Source organism: Streptococcus sp. HJ1 (assembly GCF_052399005.1).
Classification (GTDB): domain Bacteria; phylum Bacillota; class Bacilli; order Lactobacillales; family Streptococcaceae; genus Streptococcus.
Map to the genome: position 1 here is coordinate 1,359,672 of NZ_CP199005.1, position 25,693 is coordinate 1,385,364.

Annotated in this window: 25 protein-coding genes; 5 read left to right on the forward strand and 20 right to left on the reverse strand. The window is 42.8% G+C overall.

What is annotated here, in order from left to right; all coding sequences use genetic code 11:
- Positions 1-277: 277 nt before the first annotated feature.
- The 5 genes from ACT17O_RS06990 to ACT17O_RS07010 all read right to left on the reverse strand — a co-directional run bounded on the left by ACT17O_RS06990 (position 278) and on the right by ACT17O_RS07010 (position 4,253).
- Positions 278-1,357: a carbamoyl phosphate synthase small subunit gene (locus ACT17O_RS06990; RefSeq protein WP_000166847.1), complete on the reverse strand. Its 1,080-nt coding sequence runs from the start codon at positions 1,355-1,357 to the stop codon at positions 278-280.
- Between the two features lie 49 nt (positions 1,358-1,406).
- On the reverse strand, positions 1,407-2,330 hold the full coding sequence (locus ACT17O_RS06995; RefSeq protein ID WP_444817313.1) for an aspartate carbamoyltransferase catalytic subunit: 924 nt from the start codon (positions 2,328-2,330) through the stop codon (positions 1,407-1,409).
- A gap of 18 nt (positions 2,331-2,348) precedes the next feature.
- Positions 2,349-2,870 carry a bifunctional pyr operon transcriptional regulator/uracil phosphoribosyltransferase PyrR gene (gene pyrR / locus ACT17O_RS07000; protein WP_444817314.1) on the reverse strand — a complete coding sequence of 174 codons (522 nt, stop codon included), beginning with the start codon at positions 2,868-2,870 and terminating at the stop codon, positions 2,349-2,351.
- Positions 2,871-3,080: 210 nt separating this feature from the next.
- A complete protein-coding gene (gene nth / locus ACT17O_RS07005; RefSeq protein ID WP_444817315.1) occupies positions 3,081-3,710 on the reverse strand; it encodes an endonuclease III in 630 nt (209 codons plus the stop codon).
- Positions 3,711-4,253: a YceD family protein gene (locus ACT17O_RS07010; RefSeq protein WP_000773193.1), complete on the reverse strand. Its 543-nt coding sequence runs from the start codon at positions 4,251-4,253 to the stop codon at positions 3,711-3,713.
- Positions 4,254-4,421: 168 nt separating this feature from the next.
- Here ACT17O_RS07010 and ACT17O_RS07015 point away from each other — a divergent pair, with 168 nt between their 5' ends.
- Entirely contained in the window at positions 4,422-4,751 is a 330-nt protein-coding gene (locus tag ACT17O_RS07015; RefSeq protein WP_049490794.1) for a hypothetical protein, read from the forward strand.
- Positions 4,752-5,082: 331 nt separating this feature from the next.
- On the forward strand, positions 5,083-6,642 hold the full coding sequence (locus ACT17O_RS07020) for an ATP-binding cassette domain-containing protein (protein ID WP_444817316.1): 1,560 nt from the start codon (positions 5,083-5,085) through the stop codon (positions 6,640-6,642).
- A 45-nt stretch (positions 6,643-6,687) separates the two neighbouring features.
- Here ACT17O_RS07020 and htpX read toward each other — a convergent pair whose 3' ends face one another.
- On the reverse strand, positions 6,688-7,587 hold the full coding sequence (gene htpX, locus ACT17O_RS07025) for a zinc metalloprotease HtpX (protein ID WP_366974510.1): 900 nt from the start codon (positions 7,585-7,587) through the stop codon (positions 6,688-6,690).
- Position 7,588: 1 nt separating this feature from the next.
- The gene (locus ACT17O_RS07030) at positions 7,589-8,149 is read right to left on the reverse strand and encodes a LemA family protein (protein WP_125415075.1); all 561 of its coding nucleotides are present in this window, start codon (positions 8,147-8,149) and stop codon (positions 7,589-7,591) included.
- A gap of 93 nt (positions 8,150-8,242) precedes the next feature.
- On the opposite strand from ACT17O_RS07030, the gene rsmG reads away from it, so the two are divergent.
- Positions 8,243-8,956: a 16S rRNA (guanine(527)-N(7))-methyltransferase RsmG gene (rsmG, locus tag ACT17O_RS07035; RefSeq protein ID WP_434398800.1), complete on the forward strand. Its 714-nt coding sequence runs from the start codon at positions 8,243-8,245 to the stop codon at positions 8,954-8,956.
- Positions 8,957-9,276: 320 nt separating this feature from the next.
- Positions 9,277-10,560 (forward strand): uracil-xanthine permease family protein, encoded by a 1,284-nt coding sequence (locus ACT17O_RS07040; protein ID WP_000808282.1) that lies wholly within the window; start codon positions 9,277-9,279, stop codon positions 10,558-10,560.
- 44 nt (positions 10,561-10,604) lie between these two features.
- Here ACT17O_RS07040 and ACT17O_RS07045 read toward each other — a convergent pair whose 3' ends face one another.
- The 9 genes from ACT17O_RS07045 to ACT17O_RS07085 all read right to left on the reverse strand — a co-directional run bounded on the left by ACT17O_RS07045 (position 10,605) and on the right by ACT17O_RS07085 (position 19,580).
- The gene (locus tag ACT17O_RS07045; RefSeq protein ID WP_084857214.1) at positions 10,605-11,510 is read right to left on the reverse strand and encodes a DMT family transporter; all 906 of its coding nucleotides are present in this window, start codon (positions 11,508-11,510) and stop codon (positions 10,605-10,607) included.
- Positions 11,511-11,518: 8 nt separating this feature from the next.
- On the reverse strand, positions 11,519-12,454 hold the full coding sequence (locus ACT17O_RS07050; protein ID WP_268725522.1) for a serine hydrolase domain-containing protein: 936 nt from the start codon (positions 12,452-12,454) through the stop codon (positions 11,519-11,521).
- Positions 12,451-13,176: a CppA N-terminal domain-containing protein gene (locus ACT17O_RS07055; protein WP_049479072.1), complete on the reverse strand. Its 726-nt coding sequence runs from the start codon at positions 13,174-13,176 to the stop codon at positions 12,451-12,453. The genes ACT17O_RS07050 and ACT17O_RS07055 overlap by 4 nt, the downstream gene beginning before the upstream one ends.
- Before the next feature lie 110 nt (positions 13,177-13,286).
- Positions 13,287-14,156, reverse strand: coding sequence for an aquaglyceroporin Gla (gene gla / locus ACT17O_RS07060; RefSeq protein WP_000348117.1), 870 nt, complete (start codon positions 14,154-14,156; stop codon positions 13,287-13,289).
- 157 nt (positions 14,157-14,313) lie between these two features.
- Positions 14,314-15,480, reverse strand: coding sequence for an ATP-grasp domain-containing protein (locus ACT17O_RS07065; protein WP_444817317.1), 1,167 nt, complete (start codon positions 15,478-15,480; stop codon positions 14,314-14,316).
- Positions 15,481-15,492: 12 nt separating this feature from the next.
- Complete coding sequence (locus ACT17O_RS07070) at positions 15,493-16,233, reverse strand: esterase family protein (RefSeq protein WP_044021030.1); 741 nt, start codon at positions 16,231-16,233, stop codon at positions 15,493-15,495.
- A 20-nt stretch (positions 16,234-16,253) separates the two neighbouring features.
- Positions 16,254-17,078 carry an alpha/beta hydrolase gene (locus ACT17O_RS07075; RefSeq protein WP_167266243.1) on the reverse strand — a complete coding sequence of 275 codons (825 nt, stop codon included), beginning with the start codon at positions 17,076-17,078 and terminating at the stop codon, positions 16,254-16,256.
- Positions 17,079-17,214: 136 nt separating this feature from the next.
- Entirely contained in the window at positions 17,215-18,429 is a 1,215-nt protein-coding gene (thiI, locus tag ACT17O_RS07080) for a tRNA uracil 4-sulfurtransferase ThiI (RefSeq protein ID WP_444817318.1), read from the reverse strand.
- An 8-nt stretch (positions 18,430-18,437) separates the two neighbouring features.
- The gene (locus tag ACT17O_RS07085; RefSeq protein WP_444817319.1) at positions 18,438-19,580 is read right to left on the reverse strand and encodes a cysteine desulfurase family protein; all 1,143 of its coding nucleotides are present in this window, start codon (positions 19,578-19,580) and stop codon (positions 18,438-18,440) included.
- Between the two features lie 137 nt (positions 19,581-19,717).
- Here ACT17O_RS07085 and ACT17O_RS07090 point away from each other — a divergent pair, with 137 nt between their 5' ends.
- Complete coding sequence (locus ACT17O_RS07090; protein WP_444817320.1) at positions 19,718-20,146, forward strand: DUF6556 family protein; 429 nt, start codon at positions 19,718-19,720, stop codon at positions 20,144-20,146.
- 44 nt (positions 20,147-20,190) lie between these two features.
- Here the strand turns inward: ACT17O_RS07090 and ACT17O_RS07095 are convergent, their stop codons facing one another.
- The 4 genes from ACT17O_RS07095 to ACT17O_RS07110 form a co-directional block, all read right to left on the reverse strand.
- On the reverse strand, positions 20,191-22,497 hold the full coding sequence (locus ACT17O_RS07095) for a DNA translocase FtsK (RefSeq protein ID WP_444817321.1): 2,307 nt from the start codon (positions 22,495-22,497) through the stop codon (positions 20,191-20,193).
- 86 nt (positions 22,498-22,583) lie between these two features.
- On the reverse strand, positions 22,584-24,044 hold the full coding sequence (locus ACT17O_RS07100) for a fructose-specific PTS transporter subunit EIIC (protein WP_444817322.1): 1,461 nt from the start codon (positions 24,042-24,044) through the stop codon (positions 22,584-22,586).
- A complete protein-coding gene (pfkB, locus tag ACT17O_RS07105; protein ID WP_444817323.1) occupies positions 24,041-24,952 on the reverse strand; it encodes a 1-phosphofructokinase in 912 nt (303 codons plus the stop codon). The genes ACT17O_RS07100 and pfkB overlap by 4 nt, the downstream gene beginning before the upstream one ends.
- Positions 24,949-25,689 carry a DeoR/GlpR family DNA-binding transcription regulator gene (locus ACT17O_RS07110; RefSeq protein ID WP_444817324.1) on the reverse strand — a complete coding sequence of 247 codons (741 nt, stop codon included), beginning with the start codon at positions 25,687-25,689 and terminating at the stop codon, positions 24,949-24,951. The genes pfkB and ACT17O_RS07110 overlap by 4 nt, the downstream gene beginning before the upstream one ends.
- Between the last annotated feature and the right edge of the window lie 4 nt (positions 25,690-25,693).

Sequence of the window (25,693 nt, forward strand, 5' to 3'; positions counted from 1 at the left end):
AAAATAGGAGTTATGACGAAGAACTATCAGTTCTAGGAATAACTATCTTTTTAGCACCGTCCGTAGCCCGTATTCAGTTTAGCAAATACGGACCACCCTTCTCCTTTCTATTCGTCGCCTCACAGAGCGACATTAAATAAGATACAAAGGACGAATAGAAAGCGATTGAATTTTAGGAAACCAAGGAAGGATTGACAATCCAAGTTGGTTTCTCTAAATTCCGAGCTTTCCGTCCGTGTTCAGTTACATAAATTCTCCGACGAGCTTTTACTCGTTCTTAGTTTGCTTGTTTAAAAGCTTCCATCATCTCGATAAACTCGTCAAATAGGTAGCTTGCGTCGTGCGGACCTGGAGCTGCGTCTGGGTGGAATTGCACAGAGAAACCTGGTTGGTATCTGTGACGAACTCCTTCAACTGACTTATCATTGATTTCTTCGTGGGTAATGATCAAATGCTCTGGCAAGTCCTCACGGCTAACTGCATAACCATGGTTTTGGCTGGTAAAGTCTACACGTCCTGTTGCAATCTCACGTACCGCGTGGTTAAATCCACGGTGACCAAACTTCATCTTGTAGGTCTTAGCCCCGTTTGCCATGGCAAAGAGTTGGTGTCCCATACAAATTCCGAAAATTGGAATTTTCCCTTGCACACCTCGAATCATGTCCAGTGCTTCTGGAACGTCTTCTGGGTTACCTGGACCATTTGACAACATAACTCCATCAGGATTTAGGTGGAGAATTTCTTCTGCCGTCGTTGAATACGGAACAACCGTAACGTTACAGTTACGCTTAGAAAGTTCACGTAAGATGGAGTGCTTGAGCCCAAAGTCTACTAAGACCACACTCAAACCAACTCCAGGAGCTGGATAGGAAGTTTTAGTAGAAACCTGCTTGATATTGTCTGTCGGCAAGACTGTTGCTTGGAGCTGGTCCGTCACATGGTCCATACTGTCCCCAACATGGGTCAAGGTTGCACGCATGGTACCATGCTTACGGATAATCTTGGTAAGGGCACGCGTATCAATCCCTGAAATACCAGGAATTTTCTTGGCTTTCAAAAATTCATCCAAGGTCATTTGGTTGCGCCAGTTGCTAGCTCTACGTGCCTCTTCAAAAACGACAACTCCCTTACAAGTTGGAATGATGGATTCATAATCATCACGATTTATTCCATAATTTCCTACCAAAGGATAGGTAAAGGTCAAGATTTGTCCATTATAAGACTGATCTGTAATGGATTCTTGGTAGCCGGTCATCCCTGTGTTAAAGACGATTTCGCCTGTTACATCAATATCTGCTCCGAAGGCCTTGCCTTCAAAAACTGTGCCATCTTCTAATACTAGAAGTCTTTTTGTCATATTTTCACCTCTCGTGGACGCTCACTGGCGTCTTTTAACGTCTTGTGTTTTAGTTGGCGTTTCTACTCGCCAATACGGATTCTAAGATTGCCATCCGAACAAAGACACCATTGGTCATTTGTTGGACAATGCGTGATTTTGAAGCTTCAACTAAGTGGTCAGCTATTTCCACATCACGATTCACTGGAGCAGGATGCATAATGATTGCTGTTTCTTTTAAGCGATTATAGCGTTCTTGGTTCAAACCGTGTTGGGCATGGTAGTCTTCTTTTGAAAAAACGGCTCCACTATCATGGCGTTCATGTTGAACGCGGAGTAACATCAAAACATCCACCTGATCAACAATCTCATCAATAGTAACAAACTGTCCATAGTCCGCAAACTCTTGACTTCTCCATTCCTCAGGTCCTGCAAAAAAGAGTTCAGCTCCCAAGCGTTTCAAAATCTGCATATTGGACTTGGCAACGCGTGAGTGGTCCAAGTCACCTGCAATAGCGACCTTGAGCCCCTCAAAGTGCCCAAATTCCTCATAAATGGTCATCAAATCAAGCAAACTCTGGCTAGGATGTTGACCTGAGCCATCCCCACCATTGATGATGGAAGTTGTAATCGACGGACTCCCAATCAACTCTCTGTAATAGTCAACCTCTGGGTGGCGAATCACACAGACATCCACTCCTAGAGCAGATAGGGTCAAGATGGTATCATACAATGTCTCACCCTTATTGACCGAACTAGTCTTCACATCAAAGTCCAGTCGCTCGAGCCCTAGCTTAATCTCTGCCACTTCAAAGGACTTATGTGTCCGTGTAGAATCTTCAAAGAAGAGATTCGATACGATAGGTTTGTTCTCGTAGGGAAGTTGGGCTCCGTTTTTAAACTCGATCCCTCGTTTGATCAATTTCATCACTTGATCAACTGTAAGGTCTTCCATAGAAACCACATGGTTCAATGCTTGTTGATTTTCTGACATGGCTACTCCTTCAGCTTTCTAAGCTTCTTCAGTAATCAGAACTCTGTCTTGGCCATCAAGTTCTGTCATCTCTACGATGATTTCTTCAGAACGGCTAGTTGGGATATTTTTCCCAACGTAATCTGGACGGATAGGCAATTCTCTATGTCCACGGTCAACTAGCACCGCAAGACTCACGCTCGCAGGACGACCATGGCCAACAATATTATCAATAGCGGCGCGGATGGTACGGCCTGTATAGAGTACATCATCCACCAAGATAACTTCACGGTCTGTCACATCAACAGAAATCAAAGAAGTATCTTCTCCGCTTTTAACATCATCACGGAAAGGTTTGGTGTCCAATTCCACAACAGGAACAGTGATATTTTCCAACTGCTCCAAGCGTTCTTTGATACGATGAGCGATGAAAACACCACGCGTTTTTATCCCAGCTAGGATAATTTTATTCAAATCTTTATTGCGCTCGATAATCTCATAAGTAATTCGCGTAATCGCTCGTTTGACAGTCAATTCGTCTACAACTTCTTTTGCCTTCATGACAAACCTCCAAAAAGAAAAGTCTCCTTCTACAAGGAGACTTGAAATGTATAGCCAAGCGAGCCCTACTATAAACAGTATAGACTTCACCCTTCTACTTTATCGCGCTCCTTGCCTGCCTCACGGGACAGGTTTAAAGGACTATTTAGTTATCATTTACTATAGCACAAAGCACCCTTAAAATCAAGCAAAAACTTTTTCAGAGCCCTCTTAAACATTACTAAAATCATATAATTGGGGATAGTGATCGCATTCTGGATTTTTGGGATGACAGATAGCTCGTCCAAAGTAAATCATGGCCTGGTGGGCTGCTAACCATTCTTCTGGTGGCAGAACGTCCATGACACGTTTTTCTACTTCAAGTGGCGTAGCTGATTTTTTAACGATATCGTGATGCTTACAGATACGCTCCACATGAGTGTCCACTGCAAAAGCAGGAATTCCAAAGCCCACACTCAGAACTACATTTGCTGTTTTACGACCAACACCCGCTAGACTTTCTAATTCCTCTCGAGTTTGAGGCACTTGACCATCAAAATCGTCTAGTAACTGTTGGGCACATTTTTTAAGAAATTTAGCCTTATTTCGATACAGTCCCAGGCGAGAAATGTGTGAAGCAATTTCACTTTCAGTCGCGACAGACATGGCTTGTGGTGTCGGAAAGGTAGCAAAGAGACCTGGTGTGGCCTTATTGACCGCTGCATCTGTCGTCTGAGCTGACAACATCACTGCAACCAGTAGTTCAAAATGATTGCGAAAATCAAGACTAGGCTTAGCATCTGGAAAAAGGGCAATAATTTCCTCTATGACATGACGGGCACGTTTCTTGGATAAAACCATCTACTCGTCTCCATCAAACAGTCCTTGCAAGCCAGCAAATGGACTGTTTTCTTCTTTCTTGACTGTTTGTTGAGCTTGATATTCGTCTTCAGTCATGATTTGCCAGTCATTTCCTGACACAAAACCTTGGCCCGCCTCTTCTTCTGCCGTCAAGACCTTGATAGGGATATTGAGCAGAATATTATCTGCTACGCTCTCAGAAAGGTCGATTTCCCCATTTTCGATAGGCAAGACCAAATCATCATCTAGAACTTCCTGGTCTAGTTGGTTGGTCGCTCCTTCCATGAAAACTTCTGTGACTGGATAAGATTCAGCCAACTCAACTGGCTCCATACTGCGGCTGGAAGCAAGGACAATGGTATATGACAACTGATAGTCTAAGAAATACAGACGGTCTTCGTACTGCACCTTCCCCACTGCAAGGATATCTTTGACATCTAAAATTTCTTGATTCCGTTTACGCAAGTCTGCTGCCAGGTCTAAAGCTTGTTCAAAATGCAGGCCTTCAGGTTGCTTACGAATTTCTTGAATATTTAACTTCATATTTCCTCCATAAAGATGTACTCACTTGATTATACCATGAAAGGGCTATAAGTCAGCTTTCCAAACTTTGATATTAAAATCTCATTTTTTAACATATTTACTATGACATATTTTCTGATTAGTGCTATACTATAGGCAAGAATAGATCAGAGCAAGGAGGATGCTCACATGGAAGACAAAGCACTCATCACTGAAGCTTACCAACTCCTTTCCGAGTTAAATAAAAGCTACCAAAGCTGCAAACAAGGAACAGCCGATGATCTTCGACTGCAAGAGCTGCTGAACACCACTCTTAAGGAACTAAAAAAAGCAGAAAAGCTGGACAACAGTATCTTAATCGACCTTGAGAAATTTTACCAACGCACCAGTCTTCTGATTGGACTAGGGAGCCTAAAACTAAACGATCAAGCTCGTGCTGCTTGGCGCAACTATGACAAGTTCCACTACGAACACGTCAAACACGTGCTAACTCTCTATGGGCCTGTTTTCGGATTATAGAGCTTGAAATTACTTGTTTTCTGTTGACAAAATTTCCTGAAAGGTATAGGATAGAGGTACTAATACTCGGAGGTAAGGGAGACATGAACAACTAAGTCTATCAAATAAAGAATCTTTATTTAGTAGATCTTGTTTTTGTCTCTTTTTGTGTGCTCTTTTCATACTAGATTTTCTAGTATCTTGTCCCCATTGAAAATCAAAAAACTAGAAAATTATGCTCCTCTTGGGTTGGGTTAGACAACTCCAAGCTAGTTTGACGAGTTTTTCAACGAGGATAACAGAGTTTTGACAGTGACTTTGGGCTCTACTAGATAAAGTAGAGCTTTTTGTTATGAACTATCGACATTCTAGAAAGGGCAACAATATGATAAAAATCAATCATCTGACCATCACACAAAACAAAGATTTACGAGACCTTGTATCTGACTTAAGCATGACTATCCAAGACGGGGAAAAGGTTGCTATTATTGGTGAAGAAGGAAATGGTAAATCGACTTTACTACGAGCTTTAATGGGGGAAGCATTGCCTGATTTTACTATCAAGGGCGACATTCAGTCTGACCTTCAATCACTGGCCTACATTCCTCAAAAACTAGCTGAGGACCTGAAAAAGAAAACTCTACACGACTACTTCTTTTTGGATTCTGCTGATTTAGACTACAGTATTCTTTATCGTTTGGCGGAGGAGTTGCACTTTGATAGCGACCGTTTTGCTAGCGACCAAGAAATTGGCAGTCTATCAGGGGGCGAAGCTTTGAAAGTTCAACTCATCCATGAGTTGGCAAAGCCTTTTGAGATTCTATTTTTAGATGAACCTTCAAATGACTTAGACCTTGAAACGATTGATTGGCTAAAAGGTCAGATTCAAAAAACCAGGCAAACTGTTATTTTCATTTCCCATGATGAAGACTTCCTTTCTCAAACTGCGGATACTATTATCCATTTACGCCTTGTTAAACACCGGAAAGAAGCCGAAACCCTAGTGGAGCATTTAGACTACGATAGCTATAGTGACCAGAGGAAGGCTAGTTTTGCCAGACAAAGCCAGCAAGCTGCTAACGACCAGAGAGCCTATGACAAAACCATGGAAAAACATCGTCGCGTTAAGCAGAATGTAGAAAATGCTTTGCGAAATACTAAAAATGATGTTGCCGGGCGCCTATTGGCTAAAAAGATGAAAAATGTACTCTCTCAAGAAAAACGCTTTGAAAAGGAAGCCCAGTCCATGACCCAAAAGCCACTTGACGAGGAACAAATCCAACTTTTCTTTTCAGACGTCCAACCATTACCGGCTTCTAAAGTCTTAGTCCAACTGGAAAAAGAAAATTTGTCCATTGGCGAGCGCATTTTAGCTCAAGAGTTACGACTAACGGTCCGTGGCCAAGATAAAATCGGTATCATCGGGCCAAATGGTGCTGGAAAATCAACTCTGTTAGCCAAGTTGCAGCAACTACTAAGCGCCAAAAGAGAGATTTCACTTGGTTTTATGCCACAAGATTACCATAAAAAACTACAATTGGATTTATCTCCAGTAGCCTATCTCAGCCAAACTGGGGAAAAAGAGGAACTACAGAAAATCCAATCTCACCTAGCCAGTCTCAATTTCAGCTATCCAGAGATGCACCACCAAATCCGCTCCCTATCTGGCGGGCAACAAGGTAAACTCCTACTTTTGGATTTAGTGTTGCGCAAACCAAACTTTCTCCTTCTGGATGAGCCTACCCGAAATTTCTCACCAACTTCCCAACCCGAGATCAGAAAACTATTTGCCTCTTATCCTGGCGGTCTGATCACTGTTTCACATGATCGACGTTTCTTAAAAGAGGTCTGTACGAGTATCTATCGTTTGACAGAAAATGGTTTGGAAGTCGTCGATTTACAAGATTTATAATTTTTGAACATAGCAAAAATCCAGAGAAATCTCTCTGGATTTTTTTTACATGTGTTTCAAGCGTTCGATTCGTTCTGAGATAGGTGGGTGGGTATAAAAGAGTTTTTGAAGCCCGCCACCTTTCTTAGGATCATTGATATAAAGAGCGCTGCTGGCATCGTCAACATGGTGATGCATCAGCTCGCTATTGTCCAACTTGCGCAAGGCATTGATCATCCCTTGAGGATTGCGGGTCAGCTCCACACTGGATGCATCCGCTAGAAATTCCCTCTGACGGGAAATGGCAAGCTGCACCAAGGTTGCTGCGAGAGGTGCTAGAACAATGGCTAAGAGAGAGATAATAAGCATGATAATCTCCAAACCATTTCCATCGCGATCATTATCACTCCGTCTGCGACCTGCCCCACCCCACCACATCATCCGTCCTGCCATACTAGACAGAAGGGTAATGGCACTTGCAAGGGCAACAGCAATGGTCGAAATGCGGATATCGTAGTTTCGGATATGACTGACTTCATGCCCCATAACAGCTTCTAGCTCCTCACGATTCATGATAGCTAAGAGACCCGACGTTGCTGCTACTGCGGCATTCTGCGGATTCGAACCTGTTGCAAAGGCATTTAAAGAAGAATCCTCAATGATGAAAACACGCGGCATAGGAATCTGGGCCACCATGGCCATATCTTCTACTACATGGTAGAGGTCTGGTGCCGTTTGCTCATCAACCTCACGCGCCCCATTCATAGACATGACAATCTCTGTCGATTGAAAGATCATGGTCAGAGCGTAGATAAGACCGATGATCAAGGCAATAATCATGCCACCAAGACCTGAGCGCATGAAGAGATAGCCAACCGCATAACCAACCAAGGCCAAGAGTAGGAAGAAAACCAGCAACAAAATCCAGGTTTTTCGTTTATTGCTCGCAATTTGATCAAACAACATCTTAGTCACCTAAACCGCTAAAGTCAACTTTAGGAACTGCCTTTTCCTCTTCAGGCGTTTGAAGGAAGTCTGCAGCTTTAAAGCCAAATAGTCCTGCGATGATGTTGCTTGGGAAACTTTCAAGTTTTACATTGTAGTTGCTGACAACACTGTTGTAGAGTTGACGTGAGTATGAAATTTTATTTTCTGTATTGGTCAACTCTTCTTGCAATTTAACAAAGTTTGCACTAGCTTTCAAGTCTGGGTAATTCTCTGCTACTGCAAAGATACCAGAAATCTGGCGGGTAAGGGCATCACTAGCCTTCATAGCTTCTGCTGGTGAAGTTGCTGCGGCTACTTGTCTACGAAGTTCTGTTACTTTTTCCAAGGTAGAACCTTCATATTTGGCATAGCCTTTGACTGTTTCAATCAAGTTTGGAAGGAGATCATTACGACGCTTCAACTGAACATCGATCTGGCTCCAAGCCTCCTTGGTCTGCATACGATTTTTAACCAAACCGTTATAGCTAACAATCACAAAAATAACAATCAGAGCCAAAACTCCAAGAATAATCCAAGTCATAATCTTATTCCTTTCTGCTTTTAGATTACTACCAGTATATCAAAATTTTAATGAATATGGTAAAATAAGATGATACTAGAGAAGGAAAGTACTATGAAACCAGAAACATTTTACAGCTTGCTCGCTGAGCAAAATCTTCCACTTTCTGACCAGCAAAAGAACCAATTTGAACGGTATTTTGAACTCTTGGTCGAGTGGAATGAAAAGATTAACCTGACCGCTATTACAGATAAAGAGGAAGTTTATCTCAAACATTTTTATGATTCGATTGCACCTATTCTGCAAGGTTTGATTTCAAATGAAACTATCAAACTTCTTGATATCGGAGCGGGGGCAGGATTTCCTAGTCTGCCCATGAAAATTCTCTATCCTCAGTTGGAGGTGACCATCATTGATTCGCTCAATAAGCGCATCAACTTCCTTCAGCTTTTGGCTCAGGAGTTGGATTTGGATGGTGTTCACTTCTACCATGGACGGGCAGAAGACTTTGCTCAAGACAAGAACTTCCGTGCCCAGTTTGATGTGGTGACGGCTCGTGCGGTTGCCCGTATGCAGGTTTTGTCTGAGCTGACCATTCCCTATCTTAAGGTTAGCGGCAAACTATTGGCACTCAAGGCCAGCAATGCTCCTGAGGAATTGCTAGAAGCCAAGAATGCCCTCAACCTCCTCTTTAGTAAGGTAGAGGACAACCTCAGCTATGCCCTGCCAAATGGAGATCCGCGCTACATCACTGTGGTCGAAAAGAAAAAGGAGACGCCTAACAAGTACCCAAGAAAGGCTGGCATGCCCAACAAACGCCCACTTTAAACAATGGTGCCCCCTTGTTTAAAATTCAGAAAACCATTTACAAAATCAACCTCGCTCTCTTATTTCAAGGCTCGGGAAAAATTCGTTTACAAAACGAACCTCGCTCTCCTATTTCTAGGCTCGGGAAAAAATGATTTACAAAATCATTTTTTTCTGCTATACTATCACAAGCAAAGGTTTTTAATGTCATCCTGTGAGGTGACGAAGGCGCAGATTTATATAAATTTTTAAAAGATAGCTATTTTTTAAAAAGTCTTACTCTGAGGGCCTATTGCTGCAAAATAATGGGCTCTTTTTTGGTGCCCAAAAGTGAGGTTTTTATGAAACAGGAATCAACTGTTGACTTGTTACTAGACGTTGATCAACGTCCTTCTGCTGGTAAAGGTATTCTTCTAAGCTTCCAGCACGTATTTGCCATGTTTGGTGCAACCATTCTCGTTCCCTTAATTTTGGGAATGCCCGTATCGGTTGCTCTCTTTGCATCCGGTATTGGAACACTTATCTACATGATTTCTACTGGCTTTAAGGTTCCAGTTTACCTAGGTTCTTCATTCGCCTTTATCACGGCTATGTCTTTAGCCATGAAAGAAATGGGGGGCGATGTCTCTGCTGCTCAAACGGGGGTAATCTTGACTGGTTTGGTCTATGTCCTTGTAGCAGCAAGTGTTCGTTTTGCAGGTACGAAATGGATTGATAAACTCTTGCCACCAATCATTATCGGACCTATGATCATCGTTATCGGTCTTGGTCTTGCTGGTTCTGCTGTAACGAATGCTGGACTCGTAGCAGACGGAAACTGGAAAAACGCCCTTGTAGCCGTTGTTACGTTCTTGATTGCGGCCTTTATCAATACAAAAGGAAAAGGTTTCCTTCGTATCATTCCTTTCCTCTTTGCCATCATCGGTGGGTATATCTTCGCTATGATGCTTGGTTTGGTTGACTTTACCCCAGTCCTTCAAGCCAACTGGTTTGAAATTCCTGGTTTCTACTTGCCATTTAGTACAGGTGGTGCCTTTAAAGAGTACAACTTGTACTTCGGTCCTGAAACAATCGCCATCTTGCCAATCGCTATTGTAACCATTTCAGAACACATCGGAGACCACACAGTCTTGAGCCAAATCTGTGGCCGTCAATTCCTAAAAGAACCAGGACTTCACCGTACGCTTCTCGGTGACGGTATCGCGACATCTGTATCTGCCTTCCTCGGTGGACCAGCTAATACGACCTACGGAGAAAATACAGGAGTTATCGGGATGACTCGTATCGCTTCTGTATCTGTTATCCGTAACGCGGCCTTCATCGCCATTGCTCTTAGCTTCCTTGGTAAATTTACTGCCTTGATTTCAACCATTCCAAATGCTGTGCTTGGTGGCATGTCAATCCTTCTCTACGGAGTTATCGCCAGCAACGGTTTGAAAGTTTTGATTAAGGAACGCGTTGACTTCAGCCAAATGCGTAACCTTATCATTGCAAGTGCTATGCTGGTACTTGGACTTGGTGGAGCAATCCTTAAACTCGGTCCAGTAACCCTTTCAGGTACTGCTCTATCAGCCATGACAGGAATCATCTTGAACTTGATTTTGCCACACGAAAATAAAGACTAATCATCTATACACAAAAAATCCACTCGATTGAGTGGATTTTTTTATTACTTACTCTTTATTTCCAACAGTAAATCTTTCAATGAAATAATGGTCACGGCTAGTAAAATCATAGCCATACCGACAAAATCAATCACATAAAACTGTTCCTTCATAATCAGAAAGGCAAAGAAAACGGCAGAAATTGGTTCTATGGAAGCTAATAAACTAGACTTAACAGGGCCTATCAGACTAGCTCCCTTTAGGAAAGCTGTATAGGCAAAGACCGTTCCGATGATGATAATCCCAGCAAATGCAAAGAGAAAATCTAAGCTAGTCGGTATGCTGGCCTGTAAGACTCCTGTGAAAGGAAGAGCCACTACACCAGAAATAACCATCCCGACACCAATCACCAAAATACTACCCCACTTCTTAATCAAAGCAATAGGAAGGATGATATAGAGGGCATAGGTCAAGGCTGAAAAGAGGCCCCAGAACAGACCTAGGGGTGTGACAGACAACTGGTCAAGTTCCCCGTGCGTCGCAATCAGAAAGGTTCCTCCTATAGCCAATCCAATCGAAATAATCTCAGCCAGTGTCGGTGCTACCCTATCCTTCATACAGGTATAAACCAAGATCCCAACGGGGCACACATACTGGAGAACTGTCGCTGTTCCAGCATTGGTCTCCTGAATGGCAGAAAGATAGGCAAACTGGTTTAAGAAAAGTCCGAACACTGCAAATAGCAACAGAGATAGCAGACTTTTTCTATCTTTTAAAAAAGCATAGAGTTTATCCTTTGCAGTCACGTAGGATAAGAACACCAGTGCCAAGCCTGCAATGATAAGTCGCAAATTGGTCAAGACTAGAGCGGAAATCCCGTGTACCATCAGGTATTGGCCACTGGTTCCAGACAAGCCCCAAGCAATTCCTGCTACTACTGTATACAGAGTTCCTTTTACGATTTTTGACATGCTTCCCCCTACTCTTCTTGACGAATCATTTCCATGACTTGGTTTCGGTCAACTATCCACTGGGCACGCTCATCCTTCTCATACGTTCGATTGGATAAAAAGATAGCCGCTTCTTGTTTCTCTCGATTCCACATGATAAAGGTACCAGTATAACCCGTATGGTCGAGCCAAGCCCCTTCCAGATTCCAGGCTAGAGACCGCTCCTTATCCTCTAAGGGAGAAAAATTTCGGCTCAATTCTGCAGCAAAATCATCTTTCAAGTAATGTTCCAGAAAGATCTGCAAATCCTTAACAGTCGAAAACAAACCAGCACTTCCAGCGTGTTTCCCTAATAGACGAGCTTTGGGATCATGAATGATTCCGGCCTCCACCCCTCTCACTGTTGGGACAGCTTGCTCAACGGGACCGAACTTGGTCTCCTTCATTCTCCATGCTTCCAAAACTTGTTCTTCTATAATCTGATCCAAGTCTTGGTTAAAGATTTTTTCCAAAAGAAAGCCCAAGAGTAAAAAGTGAACGTCCGAGTATAGGAAGGCTGGCTGATTTCGTCTGTTGAGGTGAAACATGGCTTCTCTTAATTCCTCTGCACTTAACTTGTCTCGATTGGGAATAAAGGGGTCCAAGTCTGTGGCATGGGTCAGAAGCTGCCGTATAGTGATATCAGGATAATCACACTCCGGTAAAAAATCCGTTACCGGTCGATCAATATCGAATGTGCCCTGCTGCCACAAGAAGGTAAAAACCGTCCCCACTCCCACGACCTTACTCACACTGGCTAGATCATAAACCAAACCACTTTCTGTCTTCAAGTCTCGTTCTGGATCACTCAATCCTAGATAAGACTCTTTCCATTCACCATCCTTATAATATGCAAAAGAGGCCCCGGGATAAATCCCTGCCTCAATTTGATTTTCTATTTTTCTTAGAATTTTTTCCCACTTCATGCTTCTTCAAACCACAATTCAATGTTATTGGTATCTTTACCAAGGAAGAATTTTTCAGACTTAGGGACAAAGTAGCCTGTCTTTTCAAATTTCTGACGAAGACTGGTTAGATCAAAATTCTTGACTAAAAATTTTAACATCGTCAGGTCCCAAGTGACATTGTTTTCAACAGCCAAATCTGGTCCTTGTCCTTTAGTAAAGGTAATTACTGGCGCTACTCCTTCGGGATCAAGTAAACTCTCTGTCCCTTCAGGCAAACGCAACTCCATAGAAACCTCAAATTGGCTCACGTATTTTATACTTGTATTTGAATAAAATTCAGGAACAGTTTCCAGTGGAACCAAATCTCTTATATCATCTTCTGCATGAACAAGGATCACATCCTCTTCAGGAGAAACAATCTCAAAAGCATACCCACGGTTACCTTTAAATAAGCGAGGAAGAGACTTCATCTGAGAAAGGAGGGCCTCGATTTCAGAGGGATTTTCAACCTTTATCAAGAGTCTAGCTAGCTTCTTAAGCCCTTCAACTCTGCGTGTTCGCATGCTTGGAGCCTCTTCTAAAATCAATCTCTCCGTAGCTGTCTGGTCGCCTAAGGAAAGAAAGGCAGACTCTTCCAGCAAAGGTTTCATCCCCAGGGTTTCAATGTAAAAACTTTCATTTAATTTTCGATTATTAACTTTCAAAGTCGGAACGATCCGAACAATCTCATTCACATTCATAAATTCCTCCAACTCTTTTATTTTAAAGGATTTTCGAATATTTTACAAGCCATATCTATTTTATTTAAAAATTTTATAACAAAAAAACTGGGATACCCCAGTTTCGTTTCTTATAGGTAAAGTAGTTTGAATAGTGCTACTGCTGCAATACCCGCTGCAATTGGAGCTACAACTGGAACCCATGCATACCACCATTTTGAATCACCCTTGTGTTGACCAAGAACTGATTTTGGAAGGAGTTCGTGAAGAAGACGTGGTCCAAAGTCACGAGCTGGGTTCAAACCAGGACCAGTAGGTCCACCGAGTGAAGTTACCAAGGCCATTACTAGGAAACCAAGTGCCAAGTGCGCAACTGAGATCCCAGCAGCTGTATGTGGAGCTACTTGAGCTTTCACTGCCAATTCACTTAAATCAACAGTTTGTCCAGCTTGAGTAGCCATTTGTTTCATGTATTGAAGAACCTCAGCACCAAAGAAGTTTTTAGTCAAACCAAGTGCTGCAAAGAAAAGAACAAATGAACCTACAAACTCATTGAGGAAGCCGTTAACAGTAGCTGCAAAACGTGATTCTTTTGTACCGTGGTCGATGCTTGAAATTGTTGAGAAGGTACCCAAGATATTGTTTGGATTTTCTGTCTTCAAGTAGTAAGGACGGTGAGTCGCTACAACCAAAGCTTGACCAAAAATCGCTCCCAAAACTTGTGCTAGGATGTAATATGGTACTTGCTCCCAAGAGAAAAGTCCACTAACAGCAAGTCCAAGAGTGAAAGCTGGGTTGATGTGGTTACCAGATACATTACCAAACATCAAGGCTGGGATCATAACCCCCATACCATAACCAACCGCGATAACGAGCCAGCCACTTTGGTGACCTTTCGTACCTTTAAGTTCAACGTTAGCAACTGCACCATTACCAAGAATGATCAAAATAGCAGTTCCCAAGAATTCTGTGGCATATTTAATAGCCCATGTAAAATCCATTTGATAGATTCTCCTTAAATTTTTTTAGACAATCCTTATTCTATCAATTTTTAGGCCTTTTAGCAATATCTTTTCTAAAAGAATCTATGGAAAACGCTTTATTTAACTTATCTTTAAGAAAAGGACAAAAGGAGTCAAACTCCTTTTGTCCTAATAGTTATTCTTGACGCTTACCAAAGTCTACAATCATCTGCTCCATCTCTTGGCGACTCGGAGTGGTCAGCATATAAAGGTAGTCCCCTTGTAGCTCTGCAAAGGCTGCTGGCATGATTTTTTTGACCTTGAATTGCTGGCTGTACTTAGCAAGCAAGTCTTCTTCTGAATAGACATAGTTTGCATTGGCACGACGTGATGTAGCTAAACAGTATTGTGGTTCAAACTCTGATGCTGGGAACTCTTCTCCTGCGACAATAGCTGCATAGCCACGATAGAGGTCCAAAGAGTGAGCAAAGTTATAAACATCAATGGTAAAGCCACCTGCAGGACGGTTATTGTACTCAATGGCAATGTAGTCGTCCCCGTCACGGAAAAACTCGATATGGAAAAAGCGCTCTTTCATACCAAATTCCTTGACAATGGCCTCGCCATACTTGCGCAGTTTGGGATCCATATCCTTGAGTACATAGTAGGAATTGTCCATCTTATAAATCATCAGATCAAGTGGTGTATGGGCATAATCGAAAGTCGTTGAAAAGACGATATTGCCATCCTTGTCCACAAGCCCGTCAAAGGTACAGATTTCACTAGAAGTGACAAATTTCTCAAAGAAATAAACGGTAGAATGGTCCCACTCTTCCTTGAAGTGATTTACATCTTCTTCTGTCTCAAGCTTAAAGGTTGCTGCCGCTCCCACTCCGTTATCAGGTTTGGCAATCATTGGTAGGCCAATCGTCTCGACTGCTTGGTCTACATCTGCTTCTGTCTGGATAACAGCCCCAGGTACAACTGGTACGCCTGCCTTCTGGAATAGTTTCTTCATCTCAGACTTAAACTTGGTTTTTTTAAGATCTTCGGGTTTGGCACCAAAGACATTGAATTGTTCTCTGAGTGTTGCGTCTAGTTCAAGCCAGTATTCATTGTGCGACTCGATGCGGTCGATAGGACCATGCTTGTAGAAAAGAAAGGCAACAGCACGCTTAACTTCGTCTATGTTCTCAAGATTGTCTACACGGAAATACTCGGTCAGGCTATTGCGCAAAGGCTCATCCAGTTGCTCGTAGGGTTCTTGACCAATTCCCAATACTGTGATGCCTTTACTAGCTAGTTCAATAGTAAACTGTTGAAAGTTTTGTGGATAATAGGGAGAAATAACAAGGTAATTCATAGGCAACTCCTTTTATAGATACAGGTGTCCAAGAAAATAAGGCATTTGTTTACGCCACCATTCCCAGTCATGGGCTACATCGTGTCCCCATTCAGCAAACCAGGCTGGAATTTGTTTCTGGTCAAAGGCTTCTTTGAGCTTGTAGAAAGATGGCAGACCATCTTGTTCCCAGGCACCAAGTCCCGTACAAACGACGATTTCTGCCTGACGGTAACGATCAATAAACCAGCCGTCGTTTTGATTCCAGATATAATCTACTGGCGAGTTTTGGTAAATAGCATCGTCATTGTAGTAATCGCCAACAAAGAAACGTGCGTCGTAAACACCACTGAGGGCAATCACCTTGGTAAAGACATCTGGATGCTGGAGAAAGAAATTAAGTGCATGGTAAGCCCCCATTGAGCATCCTGTCGTCATCATGCCATCAAACCAACCTGTCTTATGCTTGATAAAAGGAATGGCCTCCTCAATTACATAGCGTTCGTAGGCGCGGTGCATCTCCGCCTGGTCATGAGCATTTTTCCAAGTAGCCAGCCAGCTCTCACTGTCCACACTGGATAGCGTAAAGAACTGGACGCGGCCCTCCTCGATAAAGGAAGCACAGGCATCAATCATGCCAAAATCATAGTATTCATTGTGACTGCCACCAGATGAAGCAAAAACAACAACTGGAATCCCAGCATGTCCATAACGGTTGAGATACATTTCACGGTTGAGATGGCCACTCCAGTGGCTAAGGTTTTCAATATGCATTGGCTTTCTCCTTTCCTAACTTACCATTTCTCTGCAAAAAATCGGAGACAGTCTGGTAAATTTTCCGACCAAGGGATTTCACTATGGATCGCACCAGACTGAACTTTCAAGACAAGATTATCCAGATGAACTCCCCCTGCAATCAAATCATGGTAATAGCGAAGCGATGAGTCGATATAGGCTTGCTTGATATTGCCAGCCATCAAGGTCTTGTCTGTATCATCCGCTTCTTCTGTTCCTACATAGATAAAAATGCGCTGTTCAGGCGTCAATTTTTTACGCTCGATATAGCGGTTAAATGCTTCTTGGTGGAGCCAGTTAGCAGATGAAAAGACACCTAGACAACCAATTCGATCTTGGTACTCTAGTCCGATAAACTGGGTGATATTGCCTCCTAGCGACGAACCAATCATAGCGGTGTGCTGGCGATCAGCTTTGGTACGATAGGTTTCATCGATAAAAGGCTTGACCACCTCCATGACAAACTCGGCATACTCCACACCCTTACCACCAAACTGCTGGCCTGGAATAGGAGATTCTTGAAACTTCCAAGCTGCATACTCATTCATCCGCCCCATACCATCATTGTCAATAGCAACAACAATCATGCGACTGATGTCAGGATTTCGCTTAATAGCTGGAATAATCTTCCAAGAGTGACCGATATAGGACTCCTTGCTGTAAAAGACATTTTGCCCATCATGAAAGTAAACAACAGGGTAAAAACGGTCTGTGTCTTTCTCGTAGTCCTTTGGCAGGAGCACACGCACACGACGCTCTTTTCCTGTATAAGGAACCTTGAGTTTGTGTTCTTTCATTTTTAAGTAAAAGTAGGAATGATTCATTGTCAGAAAACTCTCTATATTCAAAATTTTATCTTATTATACCATAAAAATAGAAAAAAAGTCAGTTAATGTCCATTTTAAGGATAAATAACTAACTTTTTTCATTTGTTTTTCTGAATTCTTCTGGATTTTCTGATTAGAGGAGATTGTCAATTAACTCATCGACAGTATCTTTTTCAACCTGGGGAGTGATTTCAGTAATCATAATCCCAGCCACTGCTCGCTCAACCAAGCCTTCAACATCCATGCGTTTTTCATACTGCTCTGCATTCTCTATCTTAGGATTGGTCTTAGGACGGTCAGGCGCAAAAATAGTACAGCAATCTTCAAAAGGCTGGATTGAAATTTCAAAGGTATCGATTTCCTGCGCGATGTCAATGATTTCCAACTTGTCCATCGTAACCACGGGACGAATGATGGGAGTGCTAGTCACAGCGTTGATAGTCTGCATACTTTCCAAGGTCTGGCTAGCTACTTGACCAAGACTTTCCCCATTGATGATAACTAAACCATTTCGTACCTCACGGATACGGTCGGTAATGCGCATCATAAAACGACGCGTCAAGGTCATGAGGTAGGCTTCTGGCGCCTTAGCCTTGATTTCCTCTTGAATCTCAGTGAAAGGCACCTCGATAAACTGGATATTCCCACCAAACTTGGTCAATTTGCGGGTCAAATCGTGGGCTTTCTTGAGGGCACCAGGACTCGTATATGGCGGGCTGGCAAAGTGGACGGCTTCAATATCTACCCCACGTTTAAGAGCTAGATAACCTGCCACGGGTGAATCAATTCCTCCTGACAACATGAGCATGCCTTTACCAGAACTTCCCACAGGTAATCCTCCTGCTCCACGAAAAGTTTCATAGGAAAGATAGGCAGCCTCTTCACGAATCTCAACCTGAAGATTAATATCTGGATTTTTCATCTGAGCTTGCACGTTTGGAATAGCCTCGAAAACAGCTCCACCGAGAGTTTGATTGAGTTCACGACTGTCGAGTTCAAAGTTGTGGTCGCTACGCTTGCTAGTGATTTTAAAGGTCATCCCTTCCTTATAGATTTCCTTCATAATCTCTTGGACAGCAGACTTCAGAACTTCCACTGACTTTTCAATCTTATACACAGGAGAAAAATTTTGAATTCCAAAGACTTGTTTGAGCGATTCTGCTACTGCTGTGTAATCTGCTCCATTGAGGTAAGCGTGGGCACGGTCGCGGTCTGCGGTTACCTTAACCTGGGGATAGATAGACAAAACGTCTGAAATATTATTACGAAGTTTATTGATGAAACGCATACGATTTTTGTGTTTGGTTGACAATTCTCCGTAGCGAATCATAATTTCTGAATACTGCATAAATGCTCCTATCTTACTTTTCTAGTTTGATTGTAAATTAATTTTAGCTTGGTCAAAAACTGCTCGACCTGACTCATATCATTTTCCAGGTCCAGACTTAGACGCACAGCTGACTGGGCCTTATCCTTGTCCACTCCCATGGCTATCAAGGTCCCCGCAGGTTTTCCTGCCTTGGATGAACAAGCAGAGGTTGTGGAAATGAAAATGTCATAGTCTTCAAAAGCGTGAACAATGACTTCACCACGAACACCCTTAATCCCAAAAGTCAGGATATGAGGGGCAAAGTCATCCTCATCTGAAAAGACAAAAATATCTGGATAAGCAAGAAGGGCTTGGCGAATGACTGCCTTCATCTGCCCAGTCTTGCTAGTAAAGACAGCTAACTTTTCCATAGACAAACGGAGGGCCTTGGCTGTTGCTGCAATTCCTGCTATATTCTCAGTTGTTGAACGATAGTCCCCCTCTTGGCCACCACCAGTTAATAGGGGGGTGATTTTCTTGCCAGACTTGATATAAACAAATCCAACACCACGAACTCCGTGGAATTTATGACTAGAGAAGGTCGCAAAATCCACTCGATCAGTCAGGTATTTTTCAGTCGGAATCTTAGCAAGTGCCTGAACTGCATCAACATGGAAGGAAATAGTTGGCTTGTCTGCCAACAGTTCTGAGATAGCCTCAATAGGCTGAATAGACCCAATTTCGTTGTTAACTGCCATGATAGAAACGAGGATCGTATCAGGTCGTATCAAATCCTCTAGAGCCTCAACATCCACAAATCCTCTGCTATCAACTGGGGAAATATCCACCTCAAAACCTTGACTTTTCAGCCAGAGAGCTGACTCCTTGACTGCCGGATGCTCAATAGCTGATACGATGATGTGCTTGCCAAACTGGGCTTTTTCAAAGGCCACACCCTTGATAACCCAGTTATCCCCTTCTGTTCCTCCAGAGGTAAAGAAGATTTCATCGCTCTTCTTGCCGATTAAATCTGCAATTTGCTGCCGGGAAGCATCTAAAATTCGTGTTGCCTGATCTCCCAAACGATGGAGACTAGACGGATTTCCTACAATTTTTGAAGCGACCTGCATGTAAGTTTCAAGTGCTTCAGGATAAGGCTTGGTTGTCGCCGAATTATCAAAGTAGATCATGTTTTCTCACGCTTTCTAAAATCACTCCTTCTATTGTATCACGAAAAGAGACCTGCGACAAGAAAGGGAGGTTTCTCTTTTTTTAAGATTTTTTTAAAGAAATGAGGTATAATAAATCATAATCAAAGGAGAGTATCATGTCTAACTATCGTAGAACTTCTAATAAATCAAAAACTGAACACATTAAAAAAGGATTTACTGTCTTTCAAAAAACGATTGCTACCATCGGTAGTATCCTTGGTCTCATCACCGCTACTATCACCATCATGAACGCCATGGATAATAACAAAAACAACAAAAAAGAACCGACGACAACCCAAACAACTGTTGTCAAGGAAATTCAAAAGGAATCCCCTCAGGAAAATACTACACCTAACAAGGACAACACTTCTACTAAAGAAAATACCCCACAAGAAGAAACTTCTCAATCCAACAAGAAAGAGGATAAAAAAGAAGAACAGAAAACAACAACTCAGGACTCTTCTACACCTGCTACAAATAAAGAAACAAGCGATAACGGAACACAGTCAAATACGACGAGTTCTGAAACTAAAACAAACCAGTAACCACTAAAATAGCTTCCCTCCAGATTTGGAAAGAAGCTATTTTTTTATTGTTGCAATACTTTTCGTGGTTTGGTTCCTTCAGCTGGGCCTATGACACCTGCCATTTCAAGTTCTTCCATCAGGCGGGTCGCACGGTTAAATCCAACCGACAAACGACGCTGAATCATCGAAGCACTAGCTTTCTGCGTCTCGATAACCAGAGCCTTGGCTTCTTCAAAGAGCGGATCGCCACCAGCTTCACCGTCAGAGAAATCTCCTTCATTATCTGGGACGTCTCCTGGGTCAAAGCTATCATCATAGTCCGCATCAGCCTGATCCTTGATGAAGTTTACGATGCGTTCAACATCATCATCCGAGATAAAGGATCCTTGCAGACGGACCGGGTGATTTTCATCAATTGGTTTAAAGAGCATGTCTCCTCTACCAAGTAATTTTTCTGCTCCATTTTCATCCAAGATGGTTCGTGAATCTGTTCCCGATGAAACTGCAAAAGCCACACGAGACGGTACATTGGCCTTGATAAGACCAGAGATGACATCAACCGATGGACGTTGCGTTGCAAGAATCATGTGAATCCCTGCCGCACGCGCCTTCTGTCCGAGACGAATGATAGCATCTTCCACTTCCTTGCTGGCCACCATCATAAGGTCAGCCAACTCGTCCACAATGACAACAATCAAAGGCAGGGGTACTTGTTTGTACTCAGATTGGCTATTAAATTCCTCGACCTTAGCATTGTAACCAGCGATATTTCGCACACCAACCTTAGCAAAGAGTTCATAACGGTTTTCCATCTCATCCACGACTTTTTGGAGAGCCTTGCTGGCCTTACGTGGATTGGTCACAACTGGAATCAAGAGGTGAGGAATGTCATTGTACACCGATAACTCAACCATCTTAGGATCGACCATCATAAACTTGACCTGGTCGGGTCTTGCTTTCATCAGAATACTAGCGATAATACCATTAACTGCGACTGATTTCCCTGATCCCGTCGAACCTGCAACAAGTAGGTGGGGCATCTTGGAAAGATCAAAGGTGCGAGCCGTTCCATTGACAGCCTTACCTAGAGGAATTTCGAGGAGATTTTCTGGTTTAGTCTGAGACTGTTCCCAGAGCTCACGGAAAGAAACGGTCGCAATCTCAGAGTTAGGAACCTCAATCCCGACTAAGGATTTACCAGGTATTGGAGCCTCAATCCGAACATCCTTGGCCGCTAGAGCAAGCGCTAAGTCGTCTGCTAGATTGGAAATTCGGTTAACTCGAACACCAACGGCTGGCTTGACTTCATACTTGGTAACAGATGGACCGATTTCAGCCCGTTCCACTGTTACCTTAATCCCAAAGCTAGCAAAGGTTTCTTCTAGTATTTTGATATTTTCTCGGACGATCTTCTTTTCCTTGGATTGGTCTTTGGGTTTATCTGGCGCAAAGAGTTGCAAGCTTGGTAGTTTGTATTCAAGGGCTTCTTTGGTAGAAAAATCAACCTGCACCTCTTCATCCTCAAAGTCTTCTTCCACATCTGGAACTTCTAAGTCAGCTTGAGGAAGGATAATCTCTGGTTCGATCCATTCTTCCTCAGGAATTGGGGGGAGATCATAGACTGGTACCTCAGATAAGATTTCTCCAGTTTCAGGATCTACAGGAGGAAGCGACAGCGCATCCTGCTCTTCTAGTTCTCTCTGAATTCTTGCTGCTTCTTCAGCTTCTTGACGTGCCTTTTCTTCTTCTCTCTTGATGAAACGTTCCTGTTTTCTCTGTTCCTGTTTTTCCATGAAGGATCTGAACTGCGCTCCAATAAAGGCTGCAACATCATAAATAGACCAAGGACTAATCAGGAGAATCCCAACTAAAATCAAGAGAACCCCAATAAAGTACGATCCGATATTTGAAAAAAGAAAGGCAATGGGGATATAAAGTCCGACACCAAGCAGGCCTCCACCAGCAAAACTAGTCACCCGCATTCCAGTCAGGTCCGTCATAACTTGAGACAAGGTCCCTTTTAGAACTGCCTGCTCCAAGCCAAATTTCCAGACAAGATAAGCCTCAAAAATTAAGAGTAAGCCAGCGAAGATACAGAGAAATCCTGACAGAAGTCCTTCTTGCTTACGGATCCATTTAAATAGAAAGAGATAAATGAGGAGGGCACCAATGGCCACATAGGCCAAACTTCCGACCACCAGTCGAATGAGATTATAAAGGGTGATACCCGCCGCACCAAGCTTGAGAGCTGCAATAATCAACAATAAGGCAATCCCTAAGGAAATCAACATCCTCTGGATAGCCTGTTTTCTTTCGAGTTCTGCTTTAGACGGTCTCCGTCTTGTTTTTGTAGTATTCTTGTTTGCCATTCTTCTATTATACCATATTTCACAGTCATTTCGAACAGAGAAAAAGATTGCACCAAATGGTAACAATCTTTCTATTCTAATCCTTTTTATGCTTGTGGTTTGCGTAGGGAACCATAAACCACACCACTTACAATTGCTCCAATCAAGACAAAGACAAGGTAAAGAAGGGCATTTGAAGTTAGGGCGATGACGAAGATGCCTCCGTGTGGTGCCATGAGTTTGATACCTGCAAGACCAACGAGACCACCTGCTACTGCTGATCCAAGAACGAAGCTTGGGATCGCACGAGCTGGGTCAGCGGCACCAAATGGAATCGCTCCTTCAGTGATAAATGACAAGCCCATGATGATGTTTGTCAAACCAGAGTTACGTTCTTCTTTGGTAAATTTATTTTTAAAGAGGAGGGTTGCTACAAAGATAGCAAGTGGTGGAACCATTCCTCCAGCCATAACTGCTGCCATGGCTACAGAACCACCTGAAGAAACAGTCGCTGCAAGCGTACCTGTACCAAAGACATAGGCTGCTTTATTGACAGGCCCACCCATATCAACAGCCATCATACCACCAAGAACGATACCGAGAAGGACAGCTGAACCTCCTCCAAGACCGCCTAGGAAGTCATTCATAGCAGTGTTGATTGCTGCCATTGGGATGTTAACAGCTAGCATAACAAATCCAGTCAAGATTGTTCCAAGAAGTGGCAAGAGTAGGATAGACTTAGCCCCTTCAAGTGAACGAGGAACTTTAACGTATTTCTTGATAGCAAGAACTAAAGCACCTGCGATAAACCCACCAACAAGGGCACCGAGGAAACCAGATGAGACACCTGCAAGAGTTGAAGTTGCTTCACCACCTGCTGCATAAGGGATTTTACCAAAGGCAAAACCTTCTTTGGCAATTGCACCAGCCACAAAACCAGCTACCAAACCTGGTTTTTCAGCGATAGAGTAGGCAACATATCCTGCAAAAACTGGAAGCATCAAGCCAAAGGCTGCACCACCAATTTTCATAAACATAGAAGCCAACTCATGGTAGGATCCGAGATTGCCAAGACTATCTTGTGGCACACCCAAAGCACCATCAATCAAGAAGGCAAGGGCAATCATGATACCACCACCGATAACGAATGGCAACATTTGAGATACACCACTCATTAAGTGTTTGTAGAAGGCACCACCTATACTTTGTTTTTCATTCAAGGCTGCTAAGTGAGTATCATTGGCACCTTCTGGAGCCGCAATCATGAAGAAGAGGTCTGTTGGTTGCCCATCCAAGCTCTCATAGTCAACACCCTTGTTTGACTTTGCAAAGAGAACGGTTGCTTCTTTGACAGCAGAGTTTTTGCTGTGTGGCATAGCGATTCCGTCACCCAAACCAGTGGAAGTTAGAGCTTCACGCGCTAAGATTCCTTCTTTAAAGGTTTCAAAATCCGTCACATAACCGTGATCTACCAAACTATGAATCATCTCTTCGATAGCTGCTGTTTTTTCAGTTGCTTGCAAATCTAACAACATCACATCTTTTCTCAATAAATCTTGAATTTTCATCTTTTTTCTACCTCAACTTTTTCATAAGTTTCTTTAATAAATGCTGCAGTTGCTAAATCATCTGAAAATGTCGTTGCTGTTCCACAAGCTACTCCCCACTTGAAGGCTTCTACTGCGTCTTTTGATTTGACAAATTCACCTGTAAACCCAGCGACCATAGAGTCACCAGCCCCGACTGAATTTTTGACTGTTCCCTTGATTGGTTTAGCGAAGTAAGCTCCCTCAGATGAGACAAGAAGAGCACCGTCACCAGCCATAGAAATGATGACGTTTTGTGCTCCTTTGGCCAGTAACTGACGAGCATAGTTCTCGATTTCATCTAAACTTTCGAGTTTCACTCCAAAGATAGCTTCAAGTTCGTGATTATTTGGTTTAACCAAAAGTGGCTGGTAGTCCAAACTATCAATCAAGGTCTGTCCTTCAAAGTCACAAACGACTTGCGCACCAGTCTTGCGTGTCAAGGCAATCAAATCCTTGTAGATAACATTGCCTAGGTTCTTAGCACTCGAACCCGCAAACACAACCGTATCTTCTGCTGTCAGGCTTGAAAGAATAGCTTTTAACTCTTCAAGTTGTTCGGGCTCAACATTTGGACCAGTTCCATTGATTTCTGTTTCTTGATCTGCTTTAATTTTAACATTGATACGAGTATCTTCAGATACTTGGACAAAACGAGTTTCGATTTCTTCCTCTGTAAGGGTATCTGTGATAAATTTACCAGTAAAGCCTCCGATAAATCCAGTCGCAGTATTAGGAATATCCAAGCGCTTCAAAACACGACTGACATTAATTCCTTTCCCACCAGCAAACTTATCATCACTGTCCATACGATTGACACTGCCGACTTGAACTTGGTCCAAGCGCACGATATAGTCTATGGATGGATTAAGTGTGACTGTATAAATCATACTTCTATTACCTCCGTTTTCTTCTTAATAGCCTGTAAGAGCTCATGCCCTTGACTTGTGATGACAATAGCGCGTTTGAGAGGTGCTACCTTGGCAAAGCAAGTTTGACCAATCTTTGACGAATCAACCAAGACATAGGTTTGTTTGGCATTCTCTAAAATAGCACGCTTAACGGCTCCCTCCTCCATATCAGGAGTCGTATAATAACCATCGTCCACACCATTCATCCCGATAAAGGCACGGTCAAAGTGCAATTGATTGATTTGGTTAAGAGCAACACCACCGATACATGCATCTGTTGCCATCTTGACACTTCCTCCAACCATGACAGTTGGAATCTGTTTTTCAACCAACTGAACCGCATGATGAATGGAGTTGGTCACAACTGTGATATTCTTATTAACCAATTCCTTGATTAAAAAAGCAGTTGTCGTTCCAGCATCAATAAAGATAACATCTTGTTCCCTGATAAGAGAGGCTGCTTTCTGAGACAGCAGCTTCTTCTCTTGAAGGTTTTTGACAGATTTTTCTTGGATGGTTTCTTCTTCCTGCAAGGAGTGGGGTAATTCTGCTCCACCATGCACACGGCGAAGCTTGTTTTCCGCCTCCAACTCGTCCAAATCTCTTCGTACTGTCGATTCTGATGTTTCTAATAAACTAACCAATTTTTCTAAGGAAACTACATGATGTTGATTTAACTCCTCTAAAATCAGTTGTTTTCTCTCTGTTTTTAACACCAAA

Bases quoted from the DNA above. Each gene is read 5' to 3' on its own strand.
- ACT17O_RS06990 (WP_000166847.1), bottom strand. From the start codon at position 1,357: ATGACAAAAAGACTTCTAGTATTAGAAGATGGCACAGTTTTTGAAGGC.
- ACT17O_RS06995 (WP_444817313.1), bottom strand. From the start codon at position 2,330: ATGTCAGAAAATCAACAAGCATTGAACCATGTGGTTTCTATGGAAGAC.
- pyrR (WP_444817314.1), bottom strand. From the start codon at position 2,870: ATGAAGGCAAAAGAAGTTGTAGACGAATTGACTGTCAAACGAGCGATT.
- nth (WP_444817315.1), bottom strand. From the start codon at position 3,710: ATGGTTTTATCCAAGAAACGTGCCCGTCATGTCATAGAGGAAATTATT.
- ACT17O_RS07010 (WP_000773193.1), bottom strand. From the start codon at position 4,253: ATGAAGTTAAATATTCAAGAAATTCGTAAGCAACCTGAAGGCCTGCAT.
- ACT17O_RS07015 (WP_049490794.1), top strand. From the start codon at position 4,422: ATGGAAGACAAAGCACTCATCACTGAAGCTTACCAACTCCTTTCCGAG.
- ACT17O_RS07020 (WP_444817316.1), top strand. From the start codon at position 5,083: ATGAACTATCGACATTCTAGAAAGGGCAACAATATGATAAAAATCAAT.
- htpX (WP_366974510.1), bottom strand. From the start codon at position 7,587: ATGTTGTTTGATCAAATTGCGAGCAATAAACGAAAAACCTGGATTTTG.
- ACT17O_RS07030 (WP_125415075.1), bottom strand. From the start codon at position 8,149: ATGACTTGGATTATTCTTGGAGTTTTGGCTCTGATTGTTATTTTTGTG.
- rsmG (WP_434398800.1), top strand. From the start codon at position 8,243: ATGAAACCAGAAACATTTTACAGCTTGCTCGCTGAGCAAAATCTTCCA.
- ACT17O_RS07040 (WP_000808282.1), top strand. From the start codon at position 9,277: ATGAAACAGGAATCAACTGTTGACTTGTTACTAGACGTTGATCAACGT.
- ACT17O_RS07045 (WP_084857214.1), bottom strand. From the start codon at position 11,510: ATGTCAAAAATCGTAAAAGGAACTCTGTATACAGTAGTAGCAGGAATT.
- ACT17O_RS07050 (WP_268725522.1), bottom strand. From the start codon at position 12,454: ATGAAGTGGGAAAAAATTCTAAGAAAAATAGAAAATCAAATTGAGGCA.
- ACT17O_RS07055 (WP_049479072.1), bottom strand. From the start codon at position 13,176: ATGAATGTGAATGAGATTGTTCGGATCGTTCCGACTTTGAAAGTTAAT.
- gla (WP_000348117.1), bottom strand. From the start codon at position 14,156: ATGGATTTTACATGGGCTATTAAATATGCCACAGAATTCTTGGGAACT.
- ACT17O_RS07065 (WP_444817317.1), bottom strand. From the start codon at position 15,480: ATGAATTACCTTGTTATTTCTCCCTATTATCCACAAAACTTTCAACAG.
- ACT17O_RS07070 (WP_044021030.1), bottom strand. From the start codon at position 16,233: ATGCATATTGAAAACCTTAGCCACTGGAGTGGCCATCTCAACCGTGAA.
- ACT17O_RS07075 (WP_167266243.1), bottom strand. From the start codon at position 17,078: ATGAATCATTCCTACTTTTACTTAAAAATGAAAGAACACAAACTCAAG.
- thiI (WP_444817318.1), bottom strand. From the start codon at position 18,429: ATGCAGTATTCAGAAATTATGATTCGCTACGGAGAATTGTCAACCAAA.
- ACT17O_RS07085 (WP_444817319.1), bottom strand. From the start codon at position 19,580: ATGATCTACTTTGATAATTCGGCGACAACCAAGCCTTATCCTGAAGCA.
- ACT17O_RS07090 (WP_444817320.1), top strand. From the start codon at position 19,718: ATGTCTAACTATCGTAGAACTTCTAATAAATCAAAAACTGAACACATT.
- ACT17O_RS07095 (WP_444817321.1), bottom strand. From the start codon at position 22,497: ATGGCAAACAAGAATACTACAAAAACAAGACGGAGACCGTCTAAAGCA.
- ACT17O_RS07100 (WP_444817322.1), bottom strand. From the start codon at position 24,044: ATGAAAATTCAAGATTTATTGAGAAAAGATGTGATGTTGTTAGATTTG.
- pfkB (WP_444817323.1), bottom strand. From the start codon at position 24,952: ATGATTTATACAGTCACACTTAATCCATCCATAGACTATATCGTGCGC.